Source organism: Haladaptatus sp. AB643, from assembly GCF_024136975.1.
Taxonomy (GTDB): Archaea; Halobacteriota; Halobacteria; order Halobacteriales; family Haladaptataceae; genus Haladaptatus.
In genome coordinates this window covers 52,092-64,752 of the sequence record NZ_JAMYJW010000002.1, presented here as the reverse complement: position 1 = coordinate 64,752, position 12,661 = coordinate 52,092, and the positions used below count along the sequence as shown (strand labels likewise).

12 protein-coding genes are annotated in these 12,661 nt (G+C 56.8%); 6 read left to right on the top strand and 6 right to left on the bottom strand.

The features are described 5' to 3' along the window. Window positions 1-38 precede the first annotated feature (38 nt). Window positions 39-278 carry a hypothetical protein gene (locus NKF25_RS05200; RefSeq protein WP_253225643.1) on the bottom strand — a complete coding sequence of 80 codons (240 nt, stop codon included), beginning with the start codon at window positions 276-278 and terminating at the stop codon, window positions 39-41. A gap of 123 nt (window positions 279-401) precedes the next feature. Continuing rightward, window positions 402-581 (bottom strand): hypothetical protein, encoded by a 180-nt coding sequence (locus NKF25_RS05195; protein ID WP_253225642.1) that lies wholly within the window; start codon window positions 579-581, stop codon window positions 402-404. Window positions 582-853: 272 nt separating this feature from the next. Between NKF25_RS05195 and NKF25_RS05190 the strand changes: the two genes are divergently transcribed. Together NKF25_RS05190 and NKF25_RS05185 are read left to right on the top strand one after the other, a co-directional pair. Continuing rightward, entirely contained in the window at window positions 854-1,195 is a 342-nt protein-coding gene (locus NKF25_RS05190; protein ID WP_253225641.1) for a helix-turn-helix domain-containing protein, read from the top strand. Window positions 1,196-1,970: 775 nt separating this feature from the next. Next, window positions 1,971-2,282, top strand: a complete 312-nt coding sequence (locus NKF25_RS05185) for a hypothetical protein (protein ID WP_253225640.1) — start codon at window positions 1,971-1,973, stop codon at window positions 2,280-2,282. 623 nt (window positions 2,283-2,905) lie between these two features. Here the strand turns inward: NKF25_RS05185 and NKF25_RS05180 are convergent. From NKF25_RS05180 to NKF25_RS05170, 3 genes are all read right to left on the bottom strand, one after another. After that, the gene (locus NKF25_RS05180) at window positions 2,906-4,489 is read right to left on the bottom strand and encodes an aldehyde dehydrogenase family protein (RefSeq protein WP_253225639.1); all 1,584 of its coding nucleotides are present in this window, start codon (window positions 4,487-4,489) and stop codon (window positions 2,906-2,908) included. A gap of 241 nt (window positions 4,490-4,730) precedes the next feature. After that, a complete protein-coding gene (locus NKF25_RS05175; RefSeq protein ID WP_253225638.1) occupies window positions 4,731-6,227 on the bottom strand; it encodes a sodium/proline symporter in 1,497 nt (498 codons plus the stop codon). A 74-nt stretch (window positions 6,228-6,301) separates the two neighbouring features. Beyond that, the gene (locus tag NKF25_RS05170; protein ID WP_253225637.1) at window positions 6,302-7,054 is read right to left on the bottom strand and encodes an IclR family transcriptional regulator; all 753 of its coding nucleotides are present in this window, start codon (window positions 7,052-7,054) and stop codon (window positions 6,302-6,304) included. Window positions 7,055-7,570: 516 nt separating this feature from the next. Here NKF25_RS05170 and NKF25_RS05165 point away from each other — a divergent pair. Together NKF25_RS05165 and NKF25_RS05160 are read left to right on the top strand one after the other, a co-directional pair. Then, window positions 7,571-8,404 carry a proline dehydrogenase family protein gene (locus tag NKF25_RS05165; protein ID WP_253225636.1) on the top strand — a complete coding sequence of 278 codons (834 nt, stop codon included), beginning with the start codon at window positions 7,571-7,573 and terminating at the stop codon, window positions 8,402-8,404. Window positions 8,405-9,685: 1,281 nt separating this feature from the next. Continuing rightward, window positions 9,686-9,895, top strand: coding sequence for a hypothetical protein (locus NKF25_RS05160; RefSeq protein WP_253225635.1), 210 nt, complete (start codon window positions 9,686-9,688; stop codon window positions 9,893-9,895). Window positions 9,896-9,901: 6 nt separating this feature from the next. On the opposite strand, the gene NKF25_RS05155 is transcribed toward NKF25_RS05160, so the two are convergent. Next, window positions 9,902-10,240, bottom strand: a complete 339-nt coding sequence (locus NKF25_RS05155; RefSeq protein ID WP_253225634.1) for a DsrE family protein — start codon at window positions 10,238-10,240, stop codon at window positions 9,902-9,904. A gap of 243 nt (window positions 10,241-10,483) precedes the next feature. Between NKF25_RS05155 and NKF25_RS05150 the strand changes: the two genes are divergently transcribed. Continuing rightward, on the top strand, window positions 10,484-11,767 hold the full coding sequence (locus NKF25_RS05150; RefSeq protein WP_253225633.1) for a TIGR00341 family protein: 1,284 nt from the start codon (window positions 10,484-10,486) through the stop codon (window positions 11,765-11,767). A gap of 104 nt (window positions 11,768-11,871) precedes the next feature. Then, window positions 11,872-12,471: a nitroreductase family protein gene (locus tag NKF25_RS05145; protein ID WP_253225632.1), complete on the top strand. Its 600-nt coding sequence runs from the start codon at window positions 11,872-11,874 to the stop codon at window positions 12,469-12,471. Window positions 12,472-12,661 lie beyond the last annotated feature (190 nt).

Sequence of the window (12,661 nt, the reverse complement as noted above, 5' to 3'; positions counted from 1 at the left end):
CGGTCATAGAGACGATCAGGACGCACGATGGTATTCGGTTACGCCAGTTGACCGAGGAACTCGATCTCTCGAAAAGTACCGTTCACGCTCATCTGACTACCCTCCGTGACACCCGATATGTCGTGAAGGAAGGCGAATTCTACCACCTGGGACTGAAATTTTTCGAATTGGGGGAGTACGTCATCTCCCGGAAGGAAATCTACGACATCGCCGAGGAAGAGATCACTGCTCTCAACGATCGAACGAATCGAATAGCGGATTTCAGTGTCGAAGAACATGGACGAGTCGTCTCACTCTTCAGCGAACTTTACGATTCCCGATCGACGTTTCTCAGTGATCGGCGGACGTTTTATATGCACAATACCGCGTCGGGGAAAGCCATCCTGGCCGAATTTGGTGACTCACGCGTAGAGAGAATCGTGGATCAGTGGGGACTTCCCCGTGAAACCGACCACTCGATATCGACCGCCGATGAGCTTTTCGTGGAACTCGAAAACACTCGTGAGCGAGGCTACGCCGTCAACGATGAGGAGGTAGTTACCGGCCTCTATTCCGTCGCCAAACCAATTTATCAGCCTCATGGACGTGTTTGCGGTGCTGTGAGCCTGGATTGTCCCAAATATCGCGTTACCAACGATACTATCGACGATTTCGTATCACACCTCGACCGGACCGTCCAGAACATCGAGCGAACCCTCAGTGAACGCTCTTCTACCGGATAAACGGTATCCGCTGTCGCCCGGAATAGCAACCGAATCGGTATGCCCGATACTCTCCGGAACCGGTACATCGTCCGTCTCTTTTCGCAAGAGACTATACAGTTTGCATCCAACTTTTCGGCGTTGGTGATATAATGGCTCTTCTACCCGAACCATCGCCCGATATCGATACTGCACAGGCGGGGGATATCGAATTGTTGGATATCAATGAACAGAACATGGACTCGGTTTTGAGTACGCTGTCATCCGAAACCGCTCGAACGCTCCTCGTCGCAATTACAGAGGAACCGGGAACGCCGTCCGCGCTCGCTACCCGTCTCGATGTCTCGCTTCAGACGGTCTCATACCATGTCGACGCCCTCGAAGGAGCGGACCTGATCAGGGTCGCGGGGACACGGTACTCCGAGAAAGGACGCGAGATGAAGATCTATGCACCGTGCGAAAATCCCGTCGTTCTCGTCTTCGGTGCCGACTGAGGAGCGATTATTCCTCTCGTCGATCCATCTCCTCCGACGTACTCCCCCAGACTTTTTCCGATTCCACAACGAGTGTACATTACCACCAATGGGTTTCGTGAACAAACTCAAAGAGCTATTCACGACGAAGAGTGATGCGCGATTTGAATGCCAGATGTGCGGTGAAACCTTCGATACCGTAGAAGGGGTATGTCCGGAGTGTGGTGGCCAAGTCACGAAGCAGGGCCAACTGTCGTCCGATAATCGGCCCGGACCCTGATGGCGGGTGCGTGTACTGTTGGCTGACGACCAACGTCGATCCATCGTCTGTCCAAGTACAAACGAATCCACACAACGGATACGGAGCACACGACAGACGGGATTGTCTCACGATGTTCGAGGAGTTCGAACTTCCGACTCCGATAGTGAGAACGGGTCTGCAAGTAGACGTCGAATCCCCATTTATGGTGCTACACATTACTGTCTTATTTTCGAACAGTAGCACAAAGCATATACCGAACCCCCCAAAGGGACAAGTGTGGCGAGGTTGCCTCTGACACCCTGAATGTGTCCCCGTGGGTCTGGCGCCATCACTCCTGATCCATACTACCCCCTGCACCCGCCACGTCCTCCCCACCTGCTCGCACGCGTGCCATGGCGTGCCCCGAGCAGGAATCGATCATTCATAATGCATACACTGCCCACGTCAATACGTTCGGATCCTGATCGACGGACGCGATCACGGAACGGTCTAATGGCTCTTGGGTTATTTCTGTGTTCGGCTGGATTTTTGGCCGTGATTGCACGGTTCGATCCGCCAGTTTTCCGATTTCTTCGGTTGGAGTACTTCGCTGTCGGCCTTCTCGCCGGAAGTGCGATGCTCGCCCGTTACGATCGAAACCTCCGTCGCGTCTGGCTATTCAACTTCGCGTTCGCCGCGGGATTTGGAATCCATCTCGTTGGCATGGGCATTACCGGCGAAATGCCAGGCCTCCCGTTCCGGATTCTATGGGCGATCACCGTCGGACTCGTGATCGCTGCCGTTCTCGGGACACTGGGTGGAGTACTCGGAATGGGCGTTTCTCGATTGGTTGCTAGCATCCGCTGATTCCTGGTCGTTGGGGTTTCCCAGTGCCGGTACGTCGCACACTGAAATTCGATGTAGCCGACCCCGTGAGAAGTTTAGGACCACGGAGTCAGGTACGGATGAACGAATCCTCCACGATGGTATTATCCACCAGTGACACCGATTTGCCATAGTTATACACTACGTACCCAACAAAAGAGCAGCCATCAGACAACAGTATCAAATGGCCTGTTAAATTATGATTTGATGGCAGAAATCTCCGAGCAACATTCTTTGAAATAATCTCTTTAAGGACATAATTTCGTGAATATCCTCTGGTTTAAGACTTTTTTCTGGAAACAGTCGAATTCTATTCGATATATCGACTTCATCGAGACGGAGTACATTCCGATCAGTAAAATTTCCAACTATTATTTGGGATCGACAAAAAGAACCAGGAATCATCCGAATACGGTAATCCGGAACGGAATTCGGTCCAGGAAACATGCGTGTTGGCGGGCGACTGCTGCACGTTCGATGGTTTTAGACAGAGGCAAAGTCATCTAGGTTTCATGGCTGGTGACGAGTCCCACATCGATCAAGCACACGCCCAGTGAAATCCAGTGAAATCGAACGGTTACTGGTGGTTTTCCGCCATCGATCGTTCAGTCGACCCGAGTTCGGCTCTGTTCGCGCATGAACTGCTGGAGGTACCAGTAACCGCCTGCAAATTTACCGGTCGTGCCGGAGTACTTCCAACCGCCGAACGGTTGTGCCTGAACCAACGCGCCCGTCGTCGCACTCTGGGAGCGGTTCACGTAGCACATTCCGGACTCGATTTCATCGAACCACCGATCGATCTCGTCGTCGTCTTGCGAGAAGAGTCCGGCACAGAGCCCGTATTCGGAGTCGTTCGACTTCTCGATTCCCTCGTCCAGATTGGATATCGGGTGAATCGTGACAAATGGGAGGAAGTGTTCTTCACGGGCAAGTTCGTGGCTGTGAGGGATGTCCGTGACGACGGTCGGTTCGACGAACCGACCGTCTGCGAGTTCACCGTCCGTAGCGACGTTTCCACCGGTTCGAACCGTCCCCTCTTCTTCCGCACGTGCACAGATATCCTGGTACGATTCGAGTGCGCTGTCGTTGATGATCGGTGAAACGAAGGTCTCCCGTTCCGTCGGCCGACCGATATTCAGTTTTTCCGTTTCGGCGACCAACCGATCCGTGAATTCATCGATCAGATTCTCCTGGACGTACACGCGTGAGGTCGCGGAACATTTCTGTCCGCTGAAGGAGAAGGCACCCTTCATTACGCCTTCTACCGCGTCTTCAAGCTCTGCGGTGTCACTGACGATCACCGGGTTCTTCCCACCGAGTTCAGCGATTACGGGTCCGTGTTTTCCGTGCTCGGAGAAGGTCTCTTGAATGGACAGTCCGACTTTCCGCGATCCGGTGAAAACGACACCCGAAACGTCTTCGTGCTCGACCAGAGGCTGACCGACATCGCGTCCACCGCCCATAACGAGGTTCAGAACACCGTTCGGCATCCCTGCCTCGGTGAAGATGTCGACGCACTTGTGTGCGATCAGCGATGTCGCTTTCGCGGGCTTCGTGACGACGGTATTGCCGGTGATCAATGCACCGGCGGTCATACCGACGAAGATGGCCATCGGGAAGTTGAACGGTGCCACGACCCCAAACACGCCGTACGGTCGTAGCAAATTCCTGGTGTGCTGGCCGGGGGTTGGCTCGCCAGTGTCGAAAGCGTACCCATCGGACCGCTCGAATTCACGGCTGTAGAATTCGAGGAAGTCGATGGATTCGTCGACGTCGGCCATCGCTTCCGTCCGGTTCTTACCGTTCTCCAGTGAGATGGTCGCGGCGAGTTCGAACTTCCGGTCACGCATGATAGCCGCAGCGTTGCGGAAAATCTCCACGCGGGTATCGACATCGGAAGCCTCCCATTCGGGGGCGACGGCAGCAGCAGCGCTGACGGCAGCGTCCACGTCTTCCGAACTGCCCGCGGCGAACTCGCCGACCTCTCGGTCCAGATTCCCGGGGGATACGACGTCGAAACGGTCCCCCGTATCGACCCTCTCGCCGTCGATCCAAAGCAGGTGGTCTCCCCCGAGTTCCGCTTGGACGGACTCGACGGCTTCCTCGTACGCTTCGTGAAACTCCTCGACGGTACCGTTTTGCTCGTACTCGTGGAACGTCAATTCGTTATCAAAGTCTCTCGCTTGCACACTCGTAGGTGGCACTCGACCGGTATTATAGTTTGGGATTTACTGGCATACCCTACTCGGTACGGTACCGGAGCCACCCCTATCGGAGGCACCAATCCTTCGACTGAAAAACCGGCGACGAACTGACGGAGAACGGAGATGAAAACCACGTTCCGCAGGATCATACTCTCCGTATGATATCCCGATACGCGGCGGCATTCGAAGCGGTGTACCGTGTCGATACACCCGTTCGTTCGTACCGTCAGTCCTGGTTCGCGGCGCTCGCGGACGGGGCAGGGCTGGTCAGTTCTCCGCCCGGCCACAGCAGGGAGGCACCGATCGCAGCGGCGAACCCGATCGGCGGTGCGATGAGACGAACCGTGATGATCGAATTCATTCCGAAAGCGATCCAGAGGATGGTCGCGCCGGGACCGGCGACGAACGCCGCCACGAGGCCCGCCACGGAGAGGTTCCGTCGCCAGAAGAAGAGGAGGGTGAACGCAGGCCCGAAGGCGGAGAAGAGCCCGGTTCCGGAGTAACTGACGAGCGTGTACACCAGGTTCGACGTCAGGAGTGCGATCACGAGCCCGATCACGCCGACCGCAAGCGTGGCGGCGCGGGAGACGCGTAGTTGGGCCTGGTCGCTGAACTCCTGTCCCTTCTTCAGGATATCGGTGTAGACGTCCTGTGCGACCGCGGAACTGGCGACGACGATTTGCGAGGAGGCCGTCGACATCATCGCCGCTAGCGCGCCTGCGAGGAGGATTCCCCCGAGCAGTCCCGGGAGATGTTTCAGGACCATGAACGGAAGGACCATCTCTCGATCCGCCTGTAAGGCCTGCGGCGCACCGTCGATGACGCGTGCGAGGAGGCCGAGGAGCACCGCGCCCGACGAGGTGAGGATACCCCAGACGGTCGCCACGACGATAGCCGAGCGGCGGTCGTCACCGTTGCGGACCGCCATGAACCGAGCGTCGAGGTGCGGGTACCCACCGAGGTAGAGGAAGAACCAGCTCAGGTTAGCGCCGAGGAAGACGAGCGCGGCGGCACCGGTCCGTCCGCCGAACCACGCCGACCGGTTTCCCCCGGAGGCCGCGAGTCCGCCCACGAGTGAGGTGGAGGGATCGAGGAACACACCGACGAGGAGATACCCCGGAAGCACCACGAGCGTGAACACCATCAACAGTGCTTGCATCACGTCGGTCCAGACGACGGACGGGAATCCACCGGCGAGCGAGTACGCCGTCACGATGCCGCCAATGAGGAGGACTCCGATAACGGGATCAATCCCGAAGGCCTTCTTGAAGATGTTGCCGCCAGCGAGGAACTGCGACCCGACGTAACCCATGTAGAACACGAAGGTGACGAGCGCCGGGAGCGCACGGACGACCGGCGAATCACCGGGGATTTTCTCCGCGAGAAGCCCTATCGGCGTGACCGCGCCCGTCTCCTTGCGGCCCTCCATGAACGGCCGCGCGTAAACGATCCACTGGAAGATGGCACCGCCGGTCGTGCCGACGAGCACCCAGACGGCGGAAAGTCCTATCGACCACGCCAATCCCGGAACGCCGAGGAGAAGCCAACCGGACATCCCGGAACTCCGTTCGGAGAGTGCAAGTGCCCAACCGGGGATCTGTTCGCCCCCGAGGAAGAAGTCCTCCTCGGAGGAGACCAACTTCGTTCCCCAGTGACCGATCGCTACTACCAGGATCAGATAGCCAACTAGCCCGATAATGGTTTCCATACCCGCTTGTACCATATTCGTATGGGACTTTGTAGCATAATATATCAATGTACCGGTTCGGTTTCATCCCCTTCGAGTCGAGACCGCGTTCAGTTGATTTCGGCTTCGATCTCGTCGATCGTGTCGAACAGTTGCTGTACCGTGTGTCCCTCGATCTGGTCGTTGGTCAGTCGATAGGTCGCACCGTCGATGGCGAGACCCCCGAGAACGGACCCATCGGGCTTCGTTATCTTCGCACCCACGCTCCGGAGTCCCTCACGCTGTTCCTCGTCGTTGATCGCGTACCCGCGTTCGCGGACCCGGTCTAACTCCTCCTTCAGTGTGTCCCGATCCGTGATCGTGTTCTCCGTGAGTTTCGGAAGTCCCCAGCGATCGATGATCTCGTCGACGCGCTCCTCGGGCATCTCCGCGAGCATCATTTTCCCGCTTGCGGTCACGTGCAAGTACAGGTACTGTCCGATCTTGAAGTCGGTCATTGCGGAGCCGCCGATGTTGTGGTAGACCACGACGAGACGACCGTTCTCCTCGGTAGCGAAGGAGATTTCTTCGGGTATCCTGTCGGCGAGGTCGCGGGCTTTCGAACGGACGACGTCGAACGCTGGCTCCTTGTTCTTGGCGTGCTGGGCGTGCGAGAGGAACCGCAAGCCGAGTTGGTACGTCCCGCGTTCTTTCACCACGTATCCGTATTTTTCGAGGGTGGTCAGATGGTAGTACAGCGTACTCTTGGAGAGGTCGAGTTGCGACCTGAGTTCCGCAAACGTCGCTCCGTTCGCGTCCTCGATCGCGTGGATCACCGCGAACGACGTTTCCGTCGTGGTGAACGTCCGGCTTCCGTCTGTCATAGTATCACATCACACAACCTCGACGCAAAAGCGTTCGCATTATGGGAACCACGTGTCGGCGGACACTCACGCCCGGGAAACCGCAGTCACATCTGGACACACGATCCGTGTAGTTCACAATGTTCGAACCAACCGTTCGCCCCATCAATTACAGACATATGTCTGTAATACCTATCGCGATACTCCCCCATTACCATTACAACCATATGTTTGTAATTATATCTGCGTTGTCCCACTGGAGTGCGTCGTGAGAGGGGACAATAACTGCACCATCCCGGTCATTCCCCGTGTTATTTCATACTATGTGAAAAGCCGTCGTCGAAGGGTGAACTCGACACCCTCGTCGGTGTCGGAACGAACCATCCAATGGTGAGTAGTACCATACCCCATGTGAACAGCTAACTAACTGAGTTCTATTATTGTGAACATCATGGTTTTACGGAGTTTCGTGGCAGTTATCGACCAATATTCGGTGAAATAGAATCATTTTTGCCACCCGAACGTCGAGTGGTGCACGTGATTCCACCGATAGCGAACAACTTCGTTGCTGGCGAGTCGCCCGAAGGAGCGCTGGAGTACGCCGCTGAGCTCAACGATCGAGGCATTAGCGCCATTCTCAACCTTCTCGGAGAACATTACCACGAGCGCTCGCCCGCGTTCGAGGACACCGAAGAGTATTGTCACCTGGCCGCGGAGATCGATGACCGCAACCTCGATGCGTCTATCAGCGTCAAGCCCAGTCAGGTCGGTCTCGACGTCGGCACGGGCGTCTTTGCCGAGAACTTAGAGCTCATCGTCGACCACGCCATCGACCACGACGTCTTCGTCTGGGTCGATATGGAGGACCACACGACGACTGATGCGACACTCGACGCCGTCGTGGAGAACGCCGACCGCGACGGGGGCGACGTGGGTGTCGCCATCCAGGCGAACCTCAAACGGACCGGCGACGACCTGGAGCGGTTGGCTCGGAGTGATGCCACCGTTCGCCTCGTCAAGGGTGCGTACGATGAACCCGCCTCGGTTGCGCACGCGGACAAATCGCGGGTAAACGAGGCGTATGAGGAGCACCTCGATTACCTCTTCAGCGAATTCGAGCACGTTTCCGTCGGTAGCCACGACCCACAAATGATCTCGCTCGCCCGGGACCTCCACGACGAGTACGGCACGCCCTACGAGATACAGATGCTCATGGGAGTCCGCGACGACGCGCAGGTCGACCTCGCGGATGACGGGGTACGCGTCGTTCAGTACGTTCCTTACGGGAGGAAATGGGCCCAGTACTTCTACCGCCGTGTCATGGAGCGTAAGGAAAACCTCCTCTTCGCCGCCCGCGCGATCCTCTCGTGACGATGCGTACCGGCCCAACCGACCTACCGCTTGACCGGCCTTCGAAACCGTGAGCCATAGGATTCGACAGGGGCAAGAGACGAACGGGTATTGTCGCCCACTGCTGATCAGAAAATTCGGCGTGAAGTGCCCCGATGACAGTCGATCAGATTCGACCGAGGCTTTGATGGGACAGACACTGAACTACGAGTCACGTCTGTTTCACGCCAGTCTGTTCATCGTGTCCCTGATCGCGGACAGTCGATAACTTTCCGCGGTGATATTTATATCTGATGTTTTCACGATTCAATTATACAATGTTTGGAGTCTACAAGATATTTCGTTTATTAATAAATGATTTCAGCGAGGATAGTATTGGAAGTCATCCATTTCAGTCGGTTCGGTACCCATCCACCCACATTACGACAACTGTCGACAGATAATTTTATGATTGACGAAACCAAAGTCGGAATCGATGCGTTACAAATGTAATCGTTGTGATTCAAGCGGCATCGTTCGGGACTGCGGAACCTGGTCATGCGAAAATTGTGGATACGTACCACCACATGGATCGGATTAGTACAAAGCAAAACCAATTGGGGTCGTAAACTCTCGAATTCGAGGCGGTTCTGAACACGAATTGCACGTCCTATGACTTTCCTACGCGACAGCAGAAGGACGAGGATCGTATTTAAATAAACTAGAGAATCCCGAATCTCTTTCGCTAATTATTCCGAATGTTTTTACACGTCATTGGCGTCACCATCACCGATAGACACCCGAAGAACCGAGTTCTGACCTCCGGATTGCACCCGATGAGGCTGACGTGATCGACGCAGCAATGCGATTCCTGATCGTGATTGCGTACAAATAGGGAGACGGACGGCTGTAACCGATTGGTACGGTCTCCCTCAAAAACGGATTACCTCTGGAGTCGACGATACGACGAGGAAACTGCCCGAAAGGCGGCCATTACCACGGTTCGTCCCGTCTCCCGTCAATACTCGGTCGTGAAGAAAATGCATCGATAGCTCACCGACGACGTAAGTCACCGGAAAACGTCGGATACGATGCTGAAGAGTGGGTTGGGCCGCGTTTGCAACGGTTCGTCCGTGAGCGGTTCGATGGCACATATTCGCGTACGAGTGCGTTCCGGCTACCCACAAAATATGGGAATTCTATTTTGGAACACACGAGGAGAGATCTTGAGAAGGTCCACCCGTGGGCGCGTTCTTCCTCACCACCTCTTCCATGGATACACCACCCCACAAGGGATTTGGCAACACGACAGATTGTAGTTCTATGAACCACACTGACGGAACCTCCCGACGGAAACAGGTCTGTATCGCCGGAGCGGCGGGTATCGCCGGCAGTATTCAGACCCTTCGTATTGCCCGAGGGGAGGGTGGTGCTATGGCCATCATCTCAGCGCTGTCCTTCTTAGTGGTGCTCGTACTCATCGGCTGGCAACTCTACAGGGAATCGAGTAGTTCGGATACGGATCGACTCTGATTTGGCTTACGGCTTGATGTAGGCGTATCCCTCGTGTTGAAGCCGCGGTAGTTCGCCAACGCCTGAGGGGACGAGTTCGACGCCATCGATCAAGTCCTCGCCGGTGATGTCAGTCCCGTCGATCGTGTTGTGACACTGTTTGAAACTGACCCCCCGATTGAGAAGGGTCTCTACTCGCTCCTGATACGGAGAGTCCTTCAGAAGGAGCGAGAGACCACCGCTGTTGGCGACGAGTACGACGGCGTCGAGGGAAATCGTGTCATCGTCGATCAGGTTGGCTATATTACCGAGGACTCGATCGTGTCGTTCGGGATCATCGTTCGAGTGATGGAATACCGATTTCATGTACGCAAGGATGCGGCAACGAGGAAAAAGAGACGGGATTTCGCCCAGACGGGGGCGTTGTGACGATACCACCTATCGGAGAGAACGGGCCGTGGAAACTACCGACCAATGACCCCCGTCCGAAGATGATGATTTCTGAACCCCTGAATCGGAATTCTCTCTCGAATAAGAAACCCAAACCGGGGACCGATACTGGATATATGTGTAGGAATTCGTATATATTGCACGGCGCGTAACAGATGTATGCGTCTCATCCAAGTTCTCATTCCGGAGGGGGACCGAGCGAACGTCCTTGCGGCGCTCGACGAGGAGGGGATCGATTATGCAGTCTGGGAAGAAACCGGTCGCGGCGACTTCGAAGCGCTCGTTTCGTTTCCGGTCCCCGACTCCGGCGTCGAACCCGTGCTCGATAGTCTGTACGCGGCCGGGATCAAGGAGAAATCGTATACTCTCGTCATGCCGACCGAGACGGTGGTCTCCGAACGAATCGGGGCGCTCAAGGACCGGTATCGGGGGTACCGTATCTCGCGTGACGAACTCGTTGCCCGGGCCGAGGACCTGGCCCCCGAATCCTCCACGTTTTTCATTTTCCTCATCGTGAGCACGCTGATAGCGACGACCGGGTTGCTCCTCAATTCCGCGGCGACTATTATCGGGGCGATGGTCATCGCGCCGCTCATGGGACCGGCGATTTCGGCCAGCGTCGGGGCCGTCCTCGCGGACAATGATATGACGAAACGGGGCGTGAGATTGCAAGTAACCGGTTTACTTGCCGCAATCGTGACTGCCGCAGTTCTTGGCCTGTTGTTGAAAGAGACGGTCTTCCTCCCGCCGACGGATATTCGAACGATTCCGCAGGTCCTCGAACGCACCTCGCCGAATTTCCTCTCGCTGTTTTTGGCACTCGGATCGGGTGTCGCCGGAGCGGTGAGCGTCATCCGGGGAGCGGGGTCGTCACTCGTCGGTGTCGCAATCGCAGTGGCGCTCATCCCTCCTGCCGCCACCGCGGGCCTCGGTCTCGCGTGGGGTGATCCCGGAATCGTCCTCACCGCTGGCGTTCTCGTGCTGGTGAACTTGCTCGCCATAAACCTCTCGGCGCTCATTCTGCTGTGGCTTGCGGGGTATCGCCCCGAAAAAGGAAAACACGAGATTCAGGCCCGACGGGCCGTTCGTACTCGAATCGCAACCGTCGTTGTCGGTCTCGTCCTCCTGTCCGTCGTCCTCGGCACCGTAACGTGGGCGTCGTTCGGAGTCGGAACCGTGAAGACCGACGTCAATACGGAGGTCAAGGCGATGTTCAACAGCGGCCAATTCGGTGACCTGGAGTTCGAGCAAGCGACCGTGAACTACGATATCGACGAGGTCCTCCTCGGCCATCCAGCGGACGTGACGGTCGTCGTGTCGTACGGGCCGAACGGGCAAATACCACCGGACGTCGCACAGCGAATCGATGAGCGGCTAACGAAAACGACCGGACACGAAGTCGTCGTACACGTCGAGTTAGTACAAGGACAGGATTCGACCTGACACGGGTCGAAAATCGGCGACCGTTCGTGTCCAATCCGGTTACACTCGTTGGCCCCGTTCGGTGCGAACAAGTACTATAGCGGCCAGTGTCGTACCCGTCTCACATGGACTACTACGAGGTCATCCGTCGTCGTCGGATGGTGCGGAACTTCCGTGACGACCCCCTGGAAGCGGAGACGGTCGAGCGAATCGTCACCGCCGGACTGCAAGGCCCGTCGGCCGGATTCAGTCAGGGATTCTCCTTCATCGCACTGGAGTCACCCGAAGACCGCAAGCGCTTCTGGGCGACCAACGAACACAACCCCCAACCCGAGCGCGTCCGCCGGGCACCGCTCGTGGTGGTGCCGTTCGCTTGCAAGGACGTCTATCTCGACAGGTACGCCGAACCGGACAAGGGACGAACCGACCGCGACGAGTCGTTCTGGCCGGTGCCGTACTGGTATATCGACACGGGGATGGCCGCCTTGAACGTCCTCCACGCCGCCGTCGCCGAAGGACTCGGAGCACTGTTTTTCGGCATCCCCACCGAGGACTGGTCGGCGCTCCGAGACGCGTTCGACGTCCCCGAGGCGTACGATCCCATCGGCGCTATCGTCGTCGGTCATCCCACGGACGACCGGATCGAGAGTTCCGCCGATACCCGACGACGGAAGGACGTCGAGGAACTCGTCCACGGCGGCAGTTGGAACGATCCGTTCCGCTGAGGAAGTCTGCCGACGAACGTCGCGTTATCGTGTCCGAACGACCTTTCGATGGGTAGCGGAACACCGTGTCGCGCCGAACTGATACCGATTCAACGTTGAAGGGATTCGCCGAAGCATCTCCACGGACGGTAGTTCATCGCATCCGCTCCAACGATCGGACGGTATCCGACATGATCCACGCCGTCTCGCT

Excerpts from the sequence above, each read along its gene's own strand:
- NKF25_RS05200 (WP_253225643.1), bottom strand. The coding sequence starts at position 278 with ATGTTCTTCGACACTGAAATCCGCTATTCGATTCGTTCGATCGTTGAG.
- NKF25_RS05195 (WP_253225642.1), bottom strand. The coding sequence starts at position 581 with ATGAGGCTGATAAATTGGTTTGGCGACGGAATAGAGGCCGGTAACTAC.
- NKF25_RS05190 (WP_253225641.1), top strand. The coding sequence starts at position 854 with ATGGCTCTTCTACCCGAACCATCGCCCGATATCGATACTGCACAGGCG.
- NKF25_RS05175 (WP_253225638.1), bottom strand. The coding sequence starts at position 6,227 with ATGGTACAAGCGGGTATGGAAACCATTATCGGGCTAGTTGGCTATCTG.
- NKF25_RS05170 (WP_253225637.1), bottom strand. The coding sequence starts at position 7,054 with ATGACAGACGGAAGCCGGACGTTCACCACGACGGAAACGTCGTTCGCG.
- NKF25_RS05160 (WP_253225635.1), top strand. The coding sequence starts at position 9,686 with ATGAACCACACTGACGGAACCTCCCGACGGAAACAGGTCTGTATCGCC.
- NKF25_RS05155 (WP_253225634.1), bottom strand. The coding sequence starts at position 10,240 with ATGAAATCGGTATTCCATCACTCGAACGATGATCCCGAACGACACGAT.
- NKF25_RS05150 (WP_253225633.1), top strand. The coding sequence starts at position 10,484 with ATGCGTCTCATCCAAGTTCTCATTCCGGAGGGGGACCGAGCGAACGTC.
- NKF25_RS05145 (WP_253225632.1), top strand. The coding sequence starts at position 11,872 with ATGGACTACTACGAGGTCATCCGTCGTCGTCGGATGGTGCGGAACTTC.